Genomic DNA, 21,181 nt, shown 5'->3' on the forward strand with positions numbered 1-21,181 from the left:
TATGACTCCACAACTAACTGATAAATATATGGTTACAATAGCAGAACGACTCACATCCGCCTACGCTAGAATTGCAAATGCGGCAATAAAAGCACAACGTAATAGCGATAGCATTACGCTGCTAGCGGTATCAAAAACGAAACCAAGCGACGATATTATTGCTGCTTACAAGCATGGCCAGCGCCAATTTGGTGAGTCATATGTTCAAGAGGCTGTAGATAAAATAGCTCAACTACACACATTTAGCGACATCACTTGGCACTTTATTGGCCCTATTCAATCAAATAAAAGCGCGCTGGTTGCACAGCATTTTGATTGGGTGCAAAGTGTTGATCGCATAAAAATAGCTAAACGGTTAAACACCCAGCGCCCCGCTGATTTACCCCCTTTAAATGTGCTTATTCAAGTAAACATAAGTACAGAAGAGGCAAAGTCAGGCTGTAGCGTTGACCAAATACCTGAACTTGCAGAATTTATTAGCCAATGTGAGCAGTTAACTTTGCGTGGTTTAATGGCAATTCCGGCTAAAAGTGACGATCCTGCTGAGCAAATTCAATCTTTTGAGCAATTACAAACTTGCTTTGATAAACTAAAGGCCCAATATCCTCATATAGATACGTTGTCGATGGGTATGAGTGGAGATGTTGAAGCTGCCATAAGTGCAGGTTCGACTATGGTGAGGATCGGCACAGATATTTTTGGAACGCGAACTTAAAAGGTGATAACAGACATATGTCAGATAAAACAATCGCATTTATAGGCACAGGTAACATGAGCTATGCCATTATTGGTGGCATGGTAAAAAACGGTTTTAACGCAAACAACATCATTGCTACAAACCGCAACCAAGAAAAGCTTGCAAAGGTAGCAGACGATTTCAAGGTGAAAACCACCAGTGACAATAACGAAGCCCTACGCGATGCTGACGTCATTGTATTATCTGTTAAGCCTCAAATGATGGGCGACTTATGTAAATCGTTTCAAGAGTCAGGCGTAGACTTTAGTGATAAATTATTTATATCGGTTGCCGCAGGTCTAACCGTTAAGCGTTTACGTGAAATGCTAGGCCAAGACGTTAAAATGGTACGTTGTATGCCAAATACCCCATCGCTGCTTGGTCGTGGAGTATCGGGTTTATTTGGCGCAAACGAAACAGCCGATGAACACGCGTTTGTACAAAAAGTATTTGAATGTACTGGTATTGCAGTATGGGTTGAGCAAGAGTCGCAAATTAACGATATTATTGCAGTGACTGGCTCATCTCCTGCTTACTTTTTCTTATTTATGGAAGCCATTGAAGAAAAAGCTAAAGCACTTGGTTTTAACGATGAAGATGCCCGTCGCTTAGTACAACAGACAGCGCTTGGCGCGGCAGAAATGGCGCTTAGCCAACCAGATATTACTATTTCGCAATTGCGCTCAAATGTAACATCTAAAGGCGGTACTACACATGCCGCAGTTGAGCATTTAAAAGGCGAAGGCTTAACACAAACTGTTAGCGACGCGATGGATGCATGTATTGCCCGCGCAGAGCAAATGGAAAAAGAACTTTAAAATTACTTTTTATTGAAGGTTACATTATGAATGCCATGCAATTTTTGATCAGTACCCTGTTTGATTTATTTTTAATGGTGGTGCTACTGCGTTTTTGGCTACAGTGGGCAAAAGCCGACTTTTACAACCCAATGAGCCAATTTGTAGTTAAAGCAACGTCGTTTGCCGTTAAACCGCTACGTAAAATTATACCAGGGCTAGGCGGGCTCGATTTAGCGTCATTGTTGCTGGCATACCTTGTAGCCGTAGCTAAAGTTAGTACCCTAATGCTTGTCATTTATGGCGCATGGGCACCGCAGCCGGTGTTTGTCCAAGCATTAATAACTGTATTAAAAGAAGGTTTAAACTTAGTATTTTGGGTGTTAATTATCCGTGCTATTTTAAGCTGGGTAAGCCAAGGCTATAACCCTATTGAAGCGGTTTTTCATCAGCTTACTGAGCCAATGCTTAAACCTATTCGTAAAATTCTTCCGCCAATGGGTGGTTTAGATTTATCAGTATTAGTACTTATTATTGGTATTCAGTTTTTACAAATGCTGTTTATGGACTTTTTAGCCTAAGCACTCAATTTTAAGTAAAAGAGGCCTTATGGCCTCTTTTTTATATAGGACACCATAATGAATCGTTTAATTAAGTTTTGTTTTATTGCTTGTTTAGCCTTTGCATTTAATGCACAAAGTGAAGAAATGCAAGGCGCTCAGTACAAAGAGCTTGGCCCTTGGCAAGTTCATTACATTGCCTTTCCTTCTACGTTTATCCAGCCCAAAATAGCTAAAGCGTACAACCTTGAGCGCAGTGGCTACAAAGGGGTTGTAAACATTTCGATATTAAAAAATGATGCCGATAAAACAGCACAAACAGCCACGCTAACTGGCACAGCCAAAAACTTACTGGGTAATAAACAAACCTTAACTTTTAAAGAAGTTAAAGAAGGTGACTCAATTTATTATCTTGCTCAAGTAAATTACACCAACGAAGAAATTTTACGTTTTGAAATTGAAATACAACAAAGTAACCAGTTTCAAAAATTACAATTTCAGCAAAAATTTTACGTAGATTAATATCATGACTAAAACTTTAGTACTTGCTACAGGTAACCCTGGCAAAGTAAATGAGCTGGCAAATATGCTAAGCCCACTCAACATTAACGTAGTGCCACAAAGTGACTTTAATGTAAGTGAAGTAGCCGAAACCGGCACCACCTTTGTAGAAAACGCCATTATAAAAGCCCGCCATGCGGCTAAAATTACAGGTATGCCAGCCATAGCTGATGATTCAGGCCTAGAAGTAGATGGCTTAAATGGCGCGCCGGGCGTTTACTCTGCTCGCTTTGCTGGTGAGAGCGCAAGCGATCAAGACAACATAAATAAACTACTCAATGATTTAGGTAGTAATCCAAACCGTAAAGCTCGCTTTTGGTGTGTACTGGTATTAATGCGCCACGCAGATGACCCTACTCCACTTATTTGTAGCGCAAGTTGGGAAGGCGAAATTACACAAACCCAAAATGGCGAAGGTGGTTTTGGTTACGACCCAGTATTTTTCATTGCTGAGCAAAACTGTACCAGTGCAGAGCTTACTAAAGAGCAAAAAAATGCAGTAAGCCATCGTGGCCAAGCACTTAAAAAATTACTACTAGAGCTTCAAAACAAAGGCGGCCTGTGAACCTTCCACCTCTTAGTTTATATGTACACGTACCTTGGTGCGTGCAAAAATGCCCTTACTGCGACTTTAATAGCCATGGGCAAAAAGGCGACATACCCGAAGCTGAATATATTCAGCACTTAATTGATGACTTAAAAGCTGATTTACATTTAGTGCAAGGGCGTAAAATACACAGTATTTTTATTGGTGGTGGCACGCCAAGCTTATTAACTGGCGATGCATATACCCGCTTATTAAACGAAGTCGATAACCTGATTGGCCTTAGCGATAACTGCGAAATAACCCTTGAAGCAAATCCTGGCACCGTAGAAACCGGACGCTTTAAAGAGTACGTTAAAGCGGGTATTAACCGTATTTCTATTGGCGTGCAAAGCATGCAAAACGACAAGTTAAAAGCACTTGGCCGTATTCATGGTGCCGATGAAGCAAACTATGCTGCAGAGCAAGCTAAGCAAGCCGGATTAAATAGCTTTAATCTTGATTTAATGCATGGTTTACCGGGGCAAAGCCTGGACGATGCACTGAGCGATTTAAAACACATTATTGCTTTAAATCCGCCGCACATATCGTGGTACCAACTTACTATTGAACCTAATACTCAGTTTGCTTCAAAACCACCTACACTGCCGCAAGATGAAACCCTATGGGACATTCAAGAGCAAGGCCAAGCGTTACTTGCTCAAGCAGGTTACATTCAATACGAAATATCAGGATATGCAAAGCCCGGTTATCAATGCCAACATAACTTGAATTATTGGCGTTTTGGCGATTATCTCGGTATTGGTTGTGGCGCTCATGGTAAAGTGACTGATGCAAAAACGGGTGTAATAACACGCACCGAAAAGGTTAAACACCCTCGCGGTTATATGGATTTAATTAAGCCATATATGTACAAAAACTGGGAAGTAGAACAAGACGATTTAGCCTTTGAATTTTTTATGAATCGTTTTCGCCTTGTTGAGCCTTGCCCAATTGAAGACTTCAGTGCGCTGACTAGTCAGCCGCTACAAAGCCAGCGAGCGGCTTTAACAAAAGCTATAAACGCAGGATTGTTAATACAAGAAAACGACCACTGGCAAGTTAGCCTTAAAGGACATCGTTTTTTAAATGACCTGCTAGAATTGTTCGTGTAATGGTTTTTAACCACGCGCGATAAACATAAAAATACAAGCAAATAAATATAATACGCCCTAATGGGTTTCTAACAACAAAGGGAAAACAATGCGTAAACTTACCTTTATTGCAGCAGCCGTAAGCGTTGCACTTATTGCTGGTTGTCAGCAAACAACACAACAAACAACACCAGCACCTGCTGTACAAGCACAACCAGTGCAAAGCGAAATCGACAAAGCTAATGCGTTTTTTGAAGACACATTCAACCGCGACGTAATGAGCAGCCCTGTGTACCAAACTTACATGGGCATTAAAAAAGATTATGACAAATGGGATGACGGCAGCGAAGAGCAAAAATTAAAAGATTTAGCGCAAGCTAAAGCTGATTTAGTTGAGTTAAAAGCAATTAACCGCGACCTACTTGATGATGCAACAAAAGTAAGTTACGACTTAAAAAAACAAGACTTAGAAAGCTCAATTGCTGATTTTAAATGGCGTTACCATAACTACCCAGTGAATCAGATGTTTGGGACTCACTCTATGGTGCCTGCATTTTTAATTAACCAGCACTCAATTAGCAACGTTAAAGAAGCAAAAGACTATATTGCACGCTTAAACGGTGTACCTACTGTGTTTGATCAGCTAATTACTGATTTAGAAACGCGTGCTGATAAAGGTATTATTGCCCCTAAATTTGTGTTCCCACATGTTATTGATTCAAGCAAAAACATCATTCATGGTGCACCGTTTGAAAAAGGTGAAGACTCTACGCTTTTAGCCGACTTTAAACGCAAAGTAAGCGCGCTTGAAATTAGCCAAGATGAAAAAGATGCCTTAATTAGTGATGCAACTGATGCACTTAAATCAGCAGTTAAACCTTCTTACTCTAAGCTAATTAACTACTTAGCACAGCTTGAGAAACGTGCTGATAATCGTGATGGCGCGTGGAAACTGCCTGACGGTGAAGCGTTTTATAATAACGCCCTTAAACGCACTACCACAACCGATTTAACGGCTAAAGAGATTCATGCCATTGGTCTTGCTGAAGTTGAGCGTATTCATGACGAAATGCGTGAAATTAAAGATAAAGTGGGCTTTAAAGGTGATTTAAAAGCGTTTATGCAGTTTATGAAAACTGATAAACAATTTTATTATGCCAATGACGCACAAGGTAAACAGCGTTATTTAGATGAGGCAACTGGCCTAATTGATACCATGAAAACCCGTTTAGACGAGCTATTTATTGTTAAGCCAAAAGCAGACCTTAAAGTTAAAGCCGTTGAAGCATTTCGTGAAAAAGCAGCAGGTAAAGCATTTTATCAACAACCTGCGCCAGATGGCTCACGCCCTGGTATTTACTACGCAAACCTTTACGACATGGAAGCGATGCCAACGTACCAAATGGAAGCATTAGCGTACCATGAGGGTATTCCGGGTCACCACATGCAAATTGCTATATCGCAAGAGCTTGAAGGTGTACCTAAGTTCCGTAAGTTTGGTGGCTACACAGCATACATTGAAGGTTGGGGCTTATACTCAGAGTTCATCCCTAAAGAAATGGGCATGTACTCTGACCCTTACTCAGACTTTGGTCGCCTTTCAATGGAATTATGGCGCGCATGTCGCCTAGTGGTTGATACGGGTATTCACGCAATGAAGTGGACTCGCCAAGAAGGTATTGATTACTACGTAAATAACACGCCTAACGCAACATCAGACGGTGTTAAAATGGTTGAGCGTCACATTGTAATGCCATCGCAAGCAACAGCTTACAAAGTAGGTATGCTTAAGATTTTAGAACTACGTGAAGATGCTAAAAAGCAACTTGGTGATAAGTTCGATATTCGTCAGTTCCACGATGTCGTACTTAAAAATGGCCCTGTACCACTTAACGTACTAGAGAACTTTGTGAACGAATGGGTAGCAAGCAAAAAAGCTTAAAACCAATTTAAAGCAACTGTTTAAATGTGAAAGGTCGCTTATGCGACCTTTTTTGTTTTATAGTAATAAAAACGTTGAGAGGTAGAGTGATAAAATGGATTTAAGCATACAGTTACTTAATGCGCGCATTGCTAAGCATCAGCTAGATGAGCTCGATAACGACTTTAAACAGCTAAGCCCTGCCCAGCAAACATTACAGCTTAATCACCTTTGTGAAACAGCTTTACGTATGGATATTAAATACGACTTTATGCAAAATATGGCAACACGTATTTTAACGACCAACGCACCACCAGCGCCTTTTGTAAACCAATTAACAACCACTGATGCATTAACGTTTTTTACGCCAGCATTAAAAGAAAACAAAGGCTTTTTAGCACAAGATACCCAAGGTAATAATGTGCTACATAATGTATTTAAACACGCCGATGATCAAAAGCTGGCTTTTAACTACGTGCGATCTTTAATGTTGTTTGAATCAAACGATGATTTAGTCAAAGCCCTTGCACAAACCAATGCTCGCGGTCTCACGCCCGTTGCTTGTTATATTGCCTATGCCAATAAACCTAATACGCCCGTAAAACATGAATTCTCAGCACTGTTAGCGCTTATGGAAATAGAGCAAAAACAAAACCCTACAGCTAAACAGCAGCTGGCAAATATATTAAAAGGCGCAGCTATAAACGAAACCAGTATTTTACTTAGCGCTGCTTACCTGCAGCGCTCAACCGCGCAAATTGCCCACTTAATAAAAGCAATTTAGTCACTTAAGTAATACTCTACGCTTGTTACTACCCTTACCTTTTTTATATGTGGCGTGTTTGAGTCACGATTAGTAATACTAAATTGGCCTTGGCGTGCGGTTTTTATTTTACCAAGCGTTGAATTAGAATCTTTAGCAAACTTATTCGCCACTTCTCGGGCTTTCTCGGTGGCCTCTTGCACCATGGCAGGCTTTATATCGTTAAGAGTAGTAAATAAGTACTCAATTTTAGTTTCATAATTACCTTGGGCGATAGCTATACCTTGTTTGGCCAATGTGCTTACTTTACTCAACGCATTTTGTACTTTATCTGGCGAATGAGAGTAAACAATAATATTAGAGCGTACCAAGTACCTAAACTTTTGATTTTCGTTAGCGTATTCGCGGGCTTGCTTATCAATAATTGACTGACTCCCAGTGCTTATTTCCTCATCATCAAAGCCATGTAGCTTTAAAAAGGCGATAACCGCATCATTTTTTTGCTCAACCCGACTGACTAACTTTTCGAGGTTATTGTCTGCATCACTGTACTGCAAAGGCCAAATTACGGTGTCTGCATTTACTTCTCGCTCGGCTAAGCCTTTAACTTGCACGCTGCGTTCCATCCCTTTTACATCAAGGGCTGCGCTTTTAAGTATAAATCCACATAAAATAAAGCCTATGCTTAAGCAAATTGATGCTATAACTGTATAAAAACCAGCGGTTTTGTTCACTAAAATCTCCTTGATTGATATCAATAATAAGCACTTAGACGCTCGAAATAACACACTAAACAGGGTACATTGTGAGTATAAATAACGCAAAATATAATCAGCCAAGGATACGCTATGAGCCTTAAACGTATTAGCAAATTTTTTAACCCCGCGTCAGTGGCTGTTATTGGCGCCTCAAACGTGCCAACTCGTGCGGGCTTTGTAGTAATGCGTAATTTACTACAAGGCGGTTTTAACGGGCCAATTATGCCCGTCACCCCCACCCACACAGCGGTGCATGGGGTACTCGCCTACCCAAGTATAGCTAAGCTACCTAAAGTGCCTGATCTTGCTGTTATTTGTACTAATAAAAATACCCTTTTAAGTATAATTGAACAGCTAGGTAAACTCGGTTGTAAAAGCGCGATATTAATTGCAGATGGCCTGTCACATGAGCTAAAGGCAGCGCTAAAAAAATCGGCTCAAGCGCATAACGTTACGTTGCTTGGGCCAAACTGTTTAGGGCTACTTATTCCGCATATTGGTTTAAATGCTAGCTTTTCACACACTGTCGCAGCGCCGGGTAAACTAGCCTTTGTATCGCAATCGGCTGCTGTATGTTCAACGATTTTAGACTGGGCTCAAAACAAAGAGATTGGTTTTTCGTATTTTGTCTCGGTTGGCGATTGCCTAGATATAGACTTTGATGAACTACTCGACTTTTTAGGACGTAATGCTAAAACCAAAGCTATTTTGTTATACATAGACAATATTGAAGACATTCGTGGCTTTATATCAGCTGCAAGGGCTGCTGCTTTTAGTAAGCCTGTCATAGCCATCAAAACAGGTAAAACTGGCGCGGGCGCGCTTGCTGCTGAAATTCATACCGGCGGTAAGCAAAGCTCAGATGCGGTGTACGATGCGCTTTTTCAACGTGCGGGTATGTTGCGCGTAAAAGATCTACGAGAGCTGTTTGCTGCAACGCAAACTCTTGCTATGCACCCAAAATTATTACAAGTAGAACAGCTTACCATTTTAACCAACGGGGGCGGCCCAGGCGTTATGGCCGTTGATGAGCTTATATTAAACTCTGGCAAGTTAGCCCAGTTAAGCGATGAAACTCGCGCAGCTCTCAATAAGGTGATCCCTCAATCAGACACTACATCAAACCCTGTTGATATATTTGGTGACTCAGCGCCTGCTCGTTACAAACAAGCACTTGATATTTTATTACGCGCTAAAGAAGTAAAAAATTTATTGATAATCCATACTCCGTCCGCACTTGCGCCAAGTGAAGATTACGCTGATATAATTGTGCAAACTCTACAAACTATTCCTAAAATGGCGCGCCCCTATGTTATTACAAATTTTATGGGAGAAGATGCCTCATATGCAGCACGAAGAGTTTGTTCGAATAATGCAATACCTACTTACAGAACCCCCGAAGGTGCAGTAGGCGCATTCATGCACTTAGTTAGTTACCGCCGAAACCAAAAGCATTTAACACAAACACCCGAGTCGAACACAGATGATGCAAAAATAAATAAATCAGCTGCAACGACATTAATAGATGAATTCTTACACGACGACCAAAGCTATTTACCCACCCACCAAGCAAGCCAAGTATTGAGCCATTATGGCGTTGAGTGTATTCAAACAGAGGTTGCTTACACCCCCACCGAAGCGCGTGAACAAGCAATAGAACTAGGGTTTCCTGTCGCATTAAAACTAATAAGCCCAAGTATTGCTTCAAAATCGGAAGTAGGCGGCGTGGTGCTAAACCTTAACGATGCAAATGAAGTAGAACAAACTGCTTTTGCAATGTTAATACGGATTAAAAATACTTACCCAGATGCAGTAATTGAAGGGTTTTCACTACAAAAAATGGCACCAAGAGCTGGTGCAAATGAGCTTAGAATAGCCATTAAAACAGAGCCCAATTTTGGGCCCGTTATTTTACTTGGTGAAGCCGGTAATGGCCTTGAATACGCACAAGCTGCTGTTGCACTTCCACCCCTTAACATGAACCTAGCTAAATACTTAATTGCGGCGGCCCACGACAAAGGCGTATTAAAAGAGCGTATATTGCCCGAAAAAGTTGATAAATATCGACTTTGCGCCCTACTCACACGTATTTCGCAATTAGTGATAGATCAGCCAGATATTAGCTCTATGGAGCTAAACCCTATACTTGCCAGTAACGGACAATTTTTAGTGCTCGATGCCACTATGACGCTTAATAAATATCAAGCGCAAAGTAATCGCAAACGTTTATCTATTCGTCCTTACCCTATTGAACTTGTCGAAGTGGTGACACTTAAAAATAACACCCAAGCCACCCTTAGACCGATAAAACCAGAGGATGAAAAGGCCCACCAAGAGTTTGATCAATCTTTAAATAAAGAAGATCGTTACAAACGTTTTTTTGGGGAGCTCCCTCAGTTTAACCACGATCAGCTCGCTAAAATGACCCAAATTGATTACGACCGTGAAATGGCGTTTATTGTTTGCCAACGCTTTGAAGGCAAAACCCGCACACTTGGTGTGGCACGAGTTATTATGGACCCTGATAATTTACATGCCGAATTTGCAACTGTAGTGCGCTCTGATTATCAAGGGCTAGGCCTTGGCACAATACTCATGACAGCAGCGATTGATCATTGCAAGCGACAAGGCGTTAAAACTGTTGAAGGAATTACACTTCCCGAGAACACCGGGATGATTGAACTTGCTCGCAAACTTGGCTTTAAAATAAGCCGCGATTTTGAAGAGGGCAGTATTAACATGGTGCTAAAAATTAACGAATGAATAATCCGCAAACTTTTAGACAAAAACTAGCCTGTTTGTTTGAAGGCACTGGGCAATACCATCGCGCTGGCCATCTTTTAGACATAGCCCTTATTAGCTTAATAATGATTAACGTGATAGCCATCGTTTTTGAATCAATTGCGAGCGTGGCATTGAAATATTATGATGAATTTTTAATTCTAGAAATCGTCTCTGTTAGTATTTTTGCTATTGAATATCTAGCAAGGCTTTGGGCCTGTGTTGATAAAACAAAGTACGCTGCCATTAACGGCAGTAATTCAAAGCGCAGGTTACATTATTTTTTCTCGCCACTGGCGTTAATTGATTTAATTGCTATTTTGCCAAGTTTGCTAATGTTTTTATTTCCGCTCGATTTACGCTTTTTACGCGTACTCAGGCTATTAAGAGTATTTAAGCTTACTCGTTACTCTCGTGCTATGCAGCTGCTTTTACAAGCATTTTTAGATGAAGGCAGCTCAATGCTTGCCGCTTTTTTTATTATGGCTGTGGTACTTATTTTAGCCTCTTGCGGTATATATTTAATTGAGCACGATATACAACCTGACAAATTTGGCTCTATTCCAGCAGCTATGTGGTGGGCAATGGCCACACTTACTACCGTTGGCTATGGCGATGTAGTCCCTATAACCTCGTTGGGTAAATTTTTTGGTGGGGTAATCACACTACTCAGCATGGGGATGGTAGCGATACCTACCGGTTTACTCGCGTCTAGTTTTTCAGAGCAAATACGTAAACGTCGCCAGTTTTTTGAAGACGCCGTTCACGAACAAATACACGATAGCACGCTTAATAAAGAGCAATTAGCCCATTTAGAAGAATTACGCTATAAGCTAGGTCTCAGTAAACTTGAGGCGAATAAAGCCATAAAAACGCAGCTAAGTGAGCGCAACAGCCATATTTATTGTCGCCACTGCGGTAAGCGCCCATAAATAAAGGCGCTTTGTTTTAAGGTACTATTGTTGATTAAATATATCGCTCCAGTCGCGATTAATAAGCCCCAACACTTCTTTGTTAGGCACTGGCTTAGAAAATAAGTAACCTTGAAAATGCTTGCATCCTCGAGCTTTTAAAAAGCTAAGTTGATGTAAGCTTTCTACGCCCTCTGCAACACACTCTTTTCCTAGGCTGTGTGCCAGCGCAAGCGTTGACTGAATAATTGCTTCATCGTCAGAATCAACTCCAATATCTTCAACAAAGCTCCTATCAATTTTTAATACATCGATAGGAAAGCGTTTTAAATAGGTCAGTGACGCATATCCAGTCCCAAAGTCATCCATATAGAGTCTGCATCCTAATTTTTTTAGCTGCTCCATACTCTTCAATGCTTGATGGGAGTCGCGCATAAGTACAGACTCTGTTATTTCAAAAACAATCGCTTCTGATGATACTTGAGCGCGGTTTAGGGCATTTCTGATCTCTGGCACTAAATCTTCAAACTCAAAATCAAGCGCCGATAAATTAATAGAAAGGTATAAATGAGGTGAGGCTTTTCGCCATTCTTTCAACTCTTGCAATGCACGAGCAAAGGTCTGCAGCATTATTTTTGTAATTAGCCCTATTCCCTCTGCCGCAACCGAAAACTCTTGAGTTTGTACTAGTTTGTTTTCTGGCCAACGCAACAGTACTTCAAAGCCTTCTGTTTTTTGGCTTTCAGCATTAATAATAGGTTGGTAATAGTTACAAAATTCCTCTTCTTGATATGCTTTAGTTAACTGCGACTCAAGGTGCAATGCTTTTTGAACATGTTGATTCATCTCTTGCTTGTAAAACTGATAGCGCCCTTCTAAAGCGTCTTTTGCATGGTAAAGCGCTATGCTTGCCGCTTTTAAAAGTGCCGGCCCTGCCTGTGCGTCATCCGGCGATATAGCGACCCCAATACTCAAATTAACATTAACCACTTGGCCATTAATTGAAATATTTTGTTTTACACAATCCATCAATCTAGTACACATTATGAGTACTTCTTCGATTTGATAAATATCCTCAGCTAGCACAACAAATTCGTCGCCTCCAAAGCGAGCAACACTGTCTGATGGGCGTAAGGCGCTCTTTAACCGCTCTGCAACTTCTTTAATAAGCCCATCGGCCGCTTCATGCCCTAATGAGTCATTAAAATATTTAAAACGCTTAATGTTAATATGTAATAAAGCCACTTTACACTTGTGTAGTTCAGCTTGCTCTAATGCATGCTCTACTCGGTCGTTAAATAATGCTCGATTAGGTAACCCCGTAAGCCCGTCGTAATTGGCCAGTAAATGCAGCTCACTTTCGGCCGATTTTTGTGCATTAATATCAGTTAAAATAATTACATAGCTATTGAGTCGTTGTTCGCTATCGGCCACTGCACTTATTTTTACCAGCACATGACGCGATTCGCCATTGGCTAACACTACACGGTCTTCACACGTAAAGTGCTCCCCTACCGATAGCTTTTGCATTATGCGTAAATAATCAAAACGGTTACTACGCGATATGCCTAAATCGAGCGCACGGCTTGATAAAGACTCAGCAGAAAAATTAAACGCTGTTTGCAGTGACTTATTTGAAGCACGAATATTTAAATTTTTATCCAAAATAAATACCCAATCGCGTGTTTGCTCAAACGCAGCTGTAAACAATAAAGCATGCTCTTCAAACACCATTTCTCGGGTCATGTTGGTATAAGTGCCCGCTACTTTTAGCGGCGTTTTATCATCCCACTCAACTACTTTACCAAAGTCTTTGTACCAGCGCCAATAGCCTTTGGCATGGCGTAAACGGTAAGTGCAGTTAAAATAGCCTTTCTCAGTTGATAAGAATTCTAGCCACTCTAAGCGAAATAGTTGCTTATCTTGCGGGTGTATTTTAGATAAATACTCATCCAGGCTCACGGTTTCATTTTCGTAGCCCAGCTCGCTTACTAAGCGTGGCTGATAAATACTTGGGCTACTTGATTTCCAATCCCAAACACCGGATTCACTGCCTTCAAGCGCAAGCTTTAAGCGGGCTTCGCTTTCTTTACTTTCTTTGTTTGCAGCTAATAAAATTCGCTGCACTTTATTTCGACGCATAACCCATATGGCAACGATGCCAATAAATAACATGGCATAAAGCACCATAAAATAGGGCGCTCGCCAAAGTGGGTACTTCACTTTTATTTTTAAAACAGCGGGTGACGTATATTCACCAGTAAACGGATCTTTTGCCCATACTTTTAATTGATAATTGCCTGGATTTAATTTTGGAAACAACACTCGATTATTATTACGCGTATATGTTTTTTGGCCGTTATCGAGTTGGTATTCATAAATAATTCGCTCTTGGTTACTAAAAGCCATTGCCGAGAACGCAACTTCTAGCCCAATGTCATCATGATTAAGTACAATTTCATTAAGAGGCTGTTTTAAATCAAGCGATAAGTCTCGCGACATTAAATCAACTCGCGTGATATTTACATGATCAATAAGAGATTGATAACTTTGGTTTTCCATTGGATGAAAATAGGTAAACCCTTTTAAGCTGCCATACGCAATACGGCCATCTTTGAGCTCAGCCATAGCATTACTGTTAAATTCAGCTGAGAGCAGCCCTTCCGATGTACTAAACTGTTGAAAATGAAGTGTTTCAGGATTTAGTCGCCAAATACCTTTATGACTACTCATCCAAATCATGCCATCGTCATCAAGCACCATATCGTAAAGCAATGTGCCCAATTTATTTTTTTCTAAATCAATAGTATGTACTAACTGATAAGTCGATGCATCAAGCCCAATCAAGCCAAAGTTAGACAGTGATATCCATAAAATATTGTTATTATCGATTAAGTAAGAAAGCACGCTAATAGCAACATTTTCATGCTGTTTTGGTACTTTATAAATCATTTTAAGAGTTAAATCGTTAGGGTTTACTTGATATAGAATACCGGCATTGAAAAACAACGGCGAGTCAGGTTTATTACTTAAAGCAGGTAAAAAGCCATGCGCTAAAAAAGGTTCAAACTGCGCAAGTTGCCCCCCTAAACGAGTAATAATTTGCGTATCTATATTGTATATAAATACCCCATGATCAGAGTGTACAAAATATAAATCGCCATTTGGCATTAAAGTAACACCATGCACCCGGCCAGTTATAAATGCTTGGTTAGCAGGGTTGTGTGTTTTAGGCTCAGTAATTTGGTGCGTTACCGGATCAAAAATAAATAATCCACGGTTTGTGTAAAGCCATAAATTATCTTTATACGGTGTTATTTCATATACAGTAAATTCGGTAGTGAGTAAGTCTACTTTGTAATCTTTTAGATAGGCTTTGCCAATATTGGTTTTTAAGTCAACCTCGGTTATGCCGTTATGAGTAGCAAGCCAAAGCTTGTCTTTGTATTGCGTAATACCCCAAATAGAGTGGTGCGATAATCCATCACCACCCAGTAAACTGCCATCGACATTATTAAAATGATAGCTATCGTGAGATAAATAAAAGGCGCCATCTGTTTTAGTGGCAACCCATGTTCCACCCGACTTATCTTTGGCCATATCAATAATACTGGTGTCAGCAAGGGTATACTTACTTTGCGTGATACGTATATTTTTAACCATTTCGCCGCTGTTTAAGTCAAACTTAAACAGGCCTTTATCAGTCGCTAGATCTAATTTTCCGTGGGTATTGGTAATAGCCCACACATTTAAATCGGTGAGTAGTACTTTATTTTTAAACGGTAAGTCAGGGCGTTCAAACATTTTTGATAAGTTACTAATATCAACTTCATATAAGCCTTGTACCGCCCCCACTAATAGCTGATTGTTTTCACCTAGAGCAAACGACTTTACATTGTTTTGATATATGTGATCAGCCTCACCTTTTAAGTGCTGTAAGGGCCTTACTTGCTCTGTAGCAATATCAAAAACATAAGCTCCGTGGCTTGTGCCTATAAATATGTAGCCATTGTAAGCAAATAGCTTTCTTACTAAGGTATTTTTGAATTTTTCAGGAAGCTCAAAAATTGTGGTAATTTTACCTGTAGCTATATCAAGCTTTGCAAAGTCTCGTCCTCGTCCAATCCAAAGCGTTTTTTTATCAACTGCAATCATGCTAAAAACAGACTGATTAATTATCTCTTCTTCACTGGTTGGTTTTTCTAAAAACTGCTGGTAAGAATCAGTAACAGGATCATATCTAAATAATCCTGCTAATAACGAGGCGATCCAAATATGATCTGCGGGATCTTGGTAAATGCGGTCAATTATGGCTTCTTCTAACTCACCATTAGGCCCATTAATTGGAATAACTTGATAGCCATCGTAACGGTTAAGTCCTGCCTCAGTAGAAAGCCAAAGATAGCCGTTATTGTCAATTAGTATTGTATTGACGTAGCTTTGTGATAAACCTTCGCTAGGAGATAAGCGTTTTACTTGTGCGCCAACTTGGCAACTTAAAATAGTTATAAAAACTATAAAGCAACTAATGATCCCATTAACGCATTTGCTCATGCTTATTCCATATTATTATTTTATTACTATGGGTACTCTAGGGCGATAATATTTCTATGCTTGTAAGTATCAAAAAGTACTTGTAAAGCAAGAGTATATGTTAACACTTGGTTAAATCCAATAGCACAATATAAATCGCTAAGATTTTTATAAGCAAAGGTGTAAATTACTTTATTTTGCTGTTTTATAAGAGCCGATATTAACTGCTTAGCCACGCCTCTACCACGATGCTTTGGAGCGACAAAAACAGTAGATAAAAACAAAAAATCTACTTTATTTTGTAGCCTACATGCTGCGACTATTTCATTATTATAGTAAGTAACCCAGAGCTTATCTTGTTTGTTTGCGCGCCCTCTTACATTGTATTGTTTGTAAAATTTATTAACGAGTGGGGTTTTTAGCTCATCGAGCACACCAACGCTATACATCACTTAACCTAAGCGCTAACTAAGCATTAATGCTAAATATTGCTCAAATTTTTGCTTGAGCACCATTTGTTCAGCCATCGGGCGGCTATGAATAGTGTTGTATACTTGCTCACGTGTTTTTTTATTTCGCTTAATTTGATACGCCCAAAAAGACGCTTCGTAATCAAGCTGAATTTGGTATTTCTCTTCTCGTGGTAACAGGCATAAATTAAAACTCACAATACTTCCTTATTCACATATGAAATTGATAAGCTCTCCCACTAAACTGGGCAAGCGGTAGTCGGCTTGCTATTATACGCGTCTTATTTTATTTATCTCTGTAGTTATTGGAACTGATAATGAACAGTCGTTTTAGTACCTTGTTATTATTGATAAATTTATTTTTCAGTGCGTCTTGTTTTAGCCACCAGTATAGATTGACTTTTAATCGCCCACAAAGCTCTCCACAAGCTGATTATGCATTAGAGTTATTAAAGTTAGCGTACGCCGATATTGGCTTTAAAATTCATATTATCGATTTTAGCCGAAAAAATGCATTACTAGCTGCAAATAATGGCGTATTAGATGGCCAATTAGGAAGGGATATAAGCGTTGAACAAAACTATAAAAATTTAGTTAGAGTTAATTACGAGCTATTTAAATTCGACTTAATACTTTATAAAACATGCTTGCCCAATAAGTTAGAACAACTCAATAGCATTGCTATTGTTGACGCTTACCCAGTACAAGAACGTTATTTAACAAACACTAAATTCTCCGGCTCTGTTATTAAAGTTAAAAGTATAAGTACTCAATTAAATTTACTCGCTCAACAAAAAGTTCAAGGTGCTTTAATGGTCGACTTTGCAGCGACTAATAGCGCCGCGTTTGAGTCAAAAAGCTGCTTTCAAAAAGAAGTATTAGCCTCTTATCCGCTTTACCATTACTTAAATAAAAATAACAAAAACCTGATAGGTAAACTTGAGAAATCGTTAACCAATTTAACTAATAACGGCACTGTATACGCACTAAAAGCCAAATACGGTTTACACTTTTAAAAATCGAACCCTTTTTGTTCTACTGCCGTGCTTTGAGCTGCCGCTTGCTGCTGTTTCTGTAAATATCGTTTATAGCGCTGCTGGCATAAACTAAGCACCTTCTTTTTTTGTGTATTATTGAGTGAGTTCCACATAAAGCGCTCGTCACGACTACGATAACACCCCTTACAATATCCTCTGTTATTTACTAGGCAAATGCTTTTGCAAGGGCTTGGAATATCAAATATTTCAATTTGTTGCATTGCTCTCCCCTAGTAATATGATTAACCGTATCAGTATAGCGTTATTTTTGCACAAAAAAAAAGCAGCCTTATCGTTGCTGCTTTTATCTATTTGATCTGACGTTAGCTTAAAACATTACCAAAATAACGACCCTTAATGCTCGCAGCTATTAGTATTTATTTCTGCCTTACGATGAAACGGCTTAGCGTACATAGCTAGTACTAACGGTTTCAGCTCTTGTGGAACCAATGCCAAGCGCTCCTCAAATTTAGCAGTATCTGGCAAATCAATAACCGCTTTTTTGCAGCCACCAGCAATATAATTTCCCGGATGCAGGTAAAATGAATCAACTATTTGCTTATCAATTGTTTTAGCAAGCTCCTCTGCACTATCGCACTGCTCTTCTATTGGCTGACCAAATGCTAAATGCACATGCCCTTTAGCTGCGCTAAAGCCTTCAACAATACTTGCTATGTCTTCTCCCGCTGATTTTACGTATTCGCCATGCTGCTGCTTATGATAAAGCTCTTTGGCTTTGGCAATAGCACACGGCTCATACTGATACGAAATAGACACTGGAACAATTTTAAGTTCTTTAATGTACTCGCCAAACTCTTTCTTTTGCTTACGGCCATTTAACTGCAGCATTTTTAAAAGTGCCGGATCTGTCTGATCAAAGCCATCTTTTGCACGCCCTTCTTTTTGCGCAATCCAAATAGAATTACCGCCAGATAAAGAGTCGTAAATATAAGATGAAAGCTGCGTTAGTGCTTTAAGCATTTCTTTTGGCGCTTTTGCTGAGCGTTTTACTATAAAGCTTTTGTTTAAGCGCATTAGTTCAGTGATGTAAGGTATTTGCAATAAATTATCACCAATAGCAATGCGTACTGTTTTCATTTTATGCTGGTATAAACCCCAATTAACTAACGCAGGGTCGAGTACAATGTCGCGGTGATTTGAAATAAATAAATAAGCTTGGTTTGGATCTAATTGATCTAATCCGGAAAAAGTGACCTTTGAAGTCGTACGCTTTACTAGTTTATCTAAATATTGCGCCACTTCATTTTGTACGTCTTCAATGGTGCTAACTTTGCCCCATTTTTTACGTAGCTGGCTTTTTACCAGTGGGCGCGCAATAAAAGGCATTGCCGATAAAAAACCCGGTAAATTATATTTTGCTATTACATCAATAAACGCATTATCGTTAATTAAACGTGTTAGTGAGGCGGTAACCTCGCTGTCATTGTATGGGCGTATATCTGCGTATTTATCTTCTAATTCACTCATTACTACATCTATAATGTTAAAAAACGGCACGCCAAGGCGCACCGTTTATGTCTAAGTTCGATTATAACTCAGGCGATCTAAAATACGAAATAACCAAAAAGCGATTATGATCTTATCCATTCTGAGTTTAAATAATAAATCTCTTAACCTAATTTAGCTAAGTAGCGTCTCTTATGACCCTGCGCTGACGCATAAGTGCAAAATTTCTGTTTAGTTGGCCAAAATACCATGTTATCAATGCGCTAGTGGGCAGACCACTATACTCAACATATAACCTTTTTTGACTTTTTAATAATAAAATGCGCCTAAACTAATAACGCGCTAATTACAGCGCAGTAATAAATATACACTAAACAAAACTTGTGCAAACGGCTCACACTCAACAATTCACTCATATTGGCAATATAAGTATTTTTTGTCCTAATGTAAGCCCAAAATACCGTCATTTTTAATCAAAAAATCTAAACTGCCTCTAGTTATTTGGTAGTAATGCCATTTTCAAAGGCTTCCTTTCATAGTACCTTAACTTCACATTTTCAGTTTCTATAAATCGCTAACACTTCACGATTGAAACTATTTAAGATCCACTAATTAAAGGCTCATAATGAACATTACTATTTTAGATAACGCCACATTAGCTAAAACGTCTTTAGCCTGTATTGAAGCACTCGGCAATTTAAAAACATATGAACTGACCAGTCCTGAGCAAGTTATTGAGCATTGCCAAGGTGCAGATGTACTTATTACCAATAAAGCCGTACTAAATCGCGAAACAATCAGCCAACTAAAACAACTTAAGCTTATATGCGTAAGTGCCACAGGCACAAATAATGTTGATTTAAACGCGGCAAAAGAGTTTGGTATTGCAGTGACTAATGTCGCTGGTTACTCTACACCTTCTGTTGTTCAACATACATTTTCGTTAGTGACTAACTTGCTAGGAAATACACACCGCTATCAAGCCGATTGCCAACAAGGCGCTTGGCAAAAAAGTGAAATGTTTTGTCGCCTTGATTACGGTTTTAATGACCTTCAAGATAAAACGTTTGCCATTATAGGTGGTGGAACACTGGGTAAAGGCGTAGCAAAAGTGGCAGAAGCTTTTGGAGCAAAAGTAATTATTGCTGAGCGCAAAGGCGTAAAATGTAGAGATGGCCGTACCCCATTTGAAGAAGTACTAAAAACAGCAGATATAATTAGTGTTCATTGCCCGCTTACTGACGAAACACGCGATTTAATAGCGCTTGATGAGCTAAAACTAATGAAGCCAAGCGCAATTATTATTAACACCGCGCGCGGTGGAATTATTAACGAAGCAGATTTAACCACAGCACTTGAGCAAAACTTAATCGCTGGCGCGGGTGTAGATGTTCTAACAAAAGAGCCTGCGGAGCTAACTAATCCGCTTGCTAATTACACTGGCAATAACTTGTTACTTACACCACACATTGCCTGGGCAAGTACTGAATCAATAGTACGACTAATCAATGAGGTCAGCCTAAATATTACTGCGTTCAATAACGGCGAATCGCGTAATCGCTTAGTATAAACACAATACAAAAAATAGTTAAAAAAGCTAAAATATGGCTGTTTTTACTAATTATGTTTGCAAATGATTAGTGAAACACAGCCACAAAAAACCTAAATAACTGAATTTAAATGACTTTTAAATTTGGCCTACTACTTGCCTTATATAATAAAAATACCAAAAACTCATTTAAGGAATACAACAATGAATAAATCTCTATTAGCAGCAGCCCTTATTGCACCATTTTTAACAGGCTGTGTTATTGCCGTATCTGATGGTGAAGCAGAGACTCATTGGTCAGGGAAAAACGCTTCAAGCTGGCAAGCACAACATAAAAATAATCGTGAAGCTATATCGGATCTAAAAATGGATAGCAGCTATCAATCCGTTTTAACGCAATTAAAAACGCCTAATTTCACAGAACTATTAAAAAAAGATGGCGATGTATACCAAGTGCTTTTTTATGCGACTCATAGTAAACATTCAGACTCTAAAACAACGAAAGATGAATGTACGCCACTTGTATTTAAAAACGATAAGTTGGTAGGTATTGGTGACACAGCTTTAGGTATGATTGCGCACTAAACAGCAAAAAGTCTAACCTCAAAAGTAATTAGAAACTAAAAACGCCAATATAAATATTGGCGTTTTGCATTTAAA

Annotated in this window: 19 protein-coding genes; 13 read left to right on the forward strand and 6 right to left on the reverse strand. The window is 39.4% G+C overall.

Annotated elements, in window-relative coordinates:
* The first annotated feature begins 1 nt into the window (after nucleotide 1).
* The 8 genes from J8L73_RS04780 (at nucleotide 2) to J8L73_RS04815 (ending at nucleotide 7,036) form a co-directional block, all read left to right on the forward strand.
* Entirely contained in the window at nucleotides 2-715 is a 714-nt protein-coding gene (locus tag J8L73_RS04780) for a YggS family pyridoxal phosphate-dependent enzyme (RefSeq protein WP_211015121.1), read from the forward strand.
* Nucleotides 716-732: 17 nt separating this feature from the next.
* Nucleotides 733-1,554 (forward strand): pyrroline-5-carboxylate reductase, encoded by an 822-nt coding sequence (proC, locus tag J8L73_RS04785; RefSeq protein ID WP_211015123.1) that lies wholly within the window; start codon nucleotides 733-735, stop codon nucleotides 1,552-1,554.
* Nucleotides 1,555-1,580: 26 nt separating this feature from the next.
* Nucleotides 1,581-2,114, forward strand: a complete 534-nt coding sequence (locus tag J8L73_RS04790; RefSeq protein WP_211015125.1) for a YggT family protein — start codon at nucleotides 1,581-1,583, stop codon at nucleotides 2,112-2,114.
* Between the two features lie 57 nt (nucleotides 2,115-2,171).
* Nucleotides 2,172-2,615 (forward strand): DUF4426 domain-containing protein, encoded by a 444-nt coding sequence (locus tag J8L73_RS04795; RefSeq protein WP_058549460.1) that lies wholly within the window; start codon nucleotides 2,172-2,174, stop codon nucleotides 2,613-2,615.
* A 4-nt stretch (nucleotides 2,616-2,619) separates the two neighbouring features.
* Nucleotides 2,620-3,219: an XTP/dITP diphosphatase gene (locus tag J8L73_RS04800; RefSeq protein ID WP_211015127.1), complete on the forward strand. Its 600-nt coding sequence runs from the start codon at nucleotides 2,620-2,622 to the stop codon at nucleotides 3,217-3,219.
* Complete coding sequence (hemW, locus tag J8L73_RS04805; RefSeq protein WP_211015129.1) at nucleotides 3,216-4,352, forward strand: radical SAM family heme chaperone HemW; 1,137 nt, start codon at nucleotides 3,216-3,218, stop codon at nucleotides 4,350-4,352. Before J8L73_RS04800 ends, hemW begins: the two co-directional genes overlap by 4 nt.
* 88 nt (nucleotides 4,353-4,440) lie before the next feature.
* Entirely contained in the window at nucleotides 4,441-6,273 is a 1,833-nt protein-coding gene (locus tag J8L73_RS04810) for a DUF885 domain-containing protein (RefSeq protein ID WP_210998859.1), read from the forward strand.
* 94 nt (nucleotides 6,274-6,367) lie between these two features.
* Complete coding sequence (locus J8L73_RS04815) at nucleotides 6,368-7,036, forward strand: hypothetical protein (protein ID WP_211015131.1); 669 nt, start codon at nucleotides 6,368-6,370, stop codon at nucleotides 7,034-7,036.
* On the opposite strand, the gene J8L73_RS04820 is transcribed toward J8L73_RS04815, so the two are convergent.
* A complete protein-coding gene (locus J8L73_RS04820) occupies nucleotides 7,033-7,749 on the reverse strand; it encodes an SIMPL domain-containing protein (protein ID WP_211015133.1) in 717 nt (238 codons plus the stop codon). The two genes, J8L73_RS04815 and J8L73_RS04820, sit on opposite strands and share 4 nt — an antisense overlap.
* A 114-nt stretch (nucleotides 7,750-7,863) precedes the next feature.
* Between J8L73_RS04820 and J8L73_RS04825 the strand changes: the two genes are divergently transcribed.
* Nucleotides 7,864-10,536 carry a bifunctional acetate--CoA ligase family protein/GNAT family N-acetyltransferase gene (locus tag J8L73_RS04825; protein ID WP_211015135.1) on the forward strand — a complete coding sequence of 891 codons (2,673 nt, stop codon included), beginning with the start codon at nucleotides 7,864-7,866 and terminating at the stop codon, nucleotides 10,534-10,536.
* Complete coding sequence (locus J8L73_RS04830; protein ID WP_211015137.1) at nucleotides 10,533-11,486, forward strand: ion transporter; 954 nt, start codon at nucleotides 10,533-10,535, stop codon at nucleotides 11,484-11,486. The genes J8L73_RS04825 and J8L73_RS04830 overlap by 4 nt, the downstream gene beginning before the upstream one ends.
* A 24-nt stretch (nucleotides 11,487-11,510) precedes the next feature.
* Here J8L73_RS04830 and J8L73_RS04835 read toward each other — a convergent pair whose 3' ends face one another.
* The 3 genes from J8L73_RS04835 to J8L73_RS04845 are packed head-to-tail and all read right to left on the reverse strand — an operon-like array spanning nucleotide 11,511 to nucleotide 16,666.
* On the reverse strand, nucleotides 11,511-16,019 hold the full coding sequence (locus J8L73_RS04835) for an EAL domain-containing protein (protein ID WP_211015139.1): 4,509 nt from the start codon (nucleotides 16,017-16,019) through the stop codon (nucleotides 11,511-11,513).
* A gap of 26 nt (nucleotides 16,020-16,045) precedes the next feature.
* The gene (locus tag J8L73_RS04840; protein ID WP_211015141.1) at nucleotides 16,046-16,447 is read right to left on the reverse strand and encodes a GNAT family N-acetyltransferase; all 402 of its coding nucleotides are present in this window, start codon (nucleotides 16,445-16,447) and stop codon (nucleotides 16,046-16,048) included.
* A 15-nt stretch (nucleotides 16,448-16,462) separates the two neighbouring features.
* Entirely contained in the window at nucleotides 16,463-16,666 is a 204-nt protein-coding gene (locus tag J8L73_RS04845; RefSeq protein WP_002962585.1) for a DUF3283 family protein, read from the reverse strand.
* A 119-nt stretch (nucleotides 16,667-16,785) separates the two neighbouring features.
* Here J8L73_RS04845 and J8L73_RS04850 point away from each other — a divergent pair, with 119 nt between their 5' ends.
* A complete protein-coding gene (locus tag J8L73_RS04850; RefSeq protein ID WP_211015142.1) occupies nucleotides 16,786-17,484 on the forward strand; it encodes a transporter substrate-binding domain-containing protein in 699 nt (232 codons plus the stop codon).
* On the opposite strand, the gene J8L73_RS04855 is transcribed toward J8L73_RS04850, so the two are convergent.
* Together J8L73_RS04855 and J8L73_RS04860 are read right to left on the reverse strand one after the other, a co-directional pair.
* Nucleotides 17,481-17,726, reverse strand: a complete 246-nt coding sequence (locus J8L73_RS04855; protein WP_211015144.1) for a DUF1289 domain-containing protein — start codon at nucleotides 17,724-17,726, stop codon at nucleotides 17,481-17,483. The genes J8L73_RS04850 and J8L73_RS04855 overlap by 4 nt on opposite strands.
* A gap of 133 nt (nucleotides 17,727-17,859) precedes the next feature.
* Nucleotides 17,860-18,993 (reverse strand): 1-acyl-sn-glycerol-3-phosphate acyltransferase, encoded by a 1,134-nt coding sequence (locus J8L73_RS04860; RefSeq protein ID WP_211015146.1) that lies wholly within the window; start codon nucleotides 18,991-18,993, stop codon nucleotides 17,860-17,862.
* A gap of 604 nt (nucleotides 18,994-19,597) precedes the next feature.
* Between J8L73_RS04860 and J8L73_RS04865 the strand changes: the two genes are divergently transcribed.
* Together J8L73_RS04865 and J8L73_RS04870 are read left to right on the forward strand one after the other, a co-directional pair.
* Nucleotides 19,598-20,542 carry a D-2-hydroxyacid dehydrogenase gene (locus J8L73_RS04865; protein WP_211015148.1) on the forward strand — a complete coding sequence of 315 codons (945 nt, stop codon included), beginning with the start codon at nucleotides 19,598-19,600 and terminating at the stop codon, nucleotides 20,540-20,542.
* Nucleotides 20,543-20,725: 183 nt separating this feature from the next.
* Nucleotides 20,726-21,106, forward strand: coding sequence for a DUF3192 domain-containing protein (locus tag J8L73_RS04870; protein ID WP_210998848.1), 381 nt, complete (start codon nucleotides 20,726-20,728; stop codon nucleotides 21,104-21,106).
* Nucleotides 21,107-21,181: the final 75 nt, after the last annotated feature.

The organism is Pseudoalteromonas sp. MMG006 (genome assembly GCF_018101025.1).
In the GTDB taxonomy this organism is placed as follows: Bacteria; Pseudomonadota; Gammaproteobacteria; order Enterobacterales; family Alteromonadaceae; genus Pseudoalteromonas.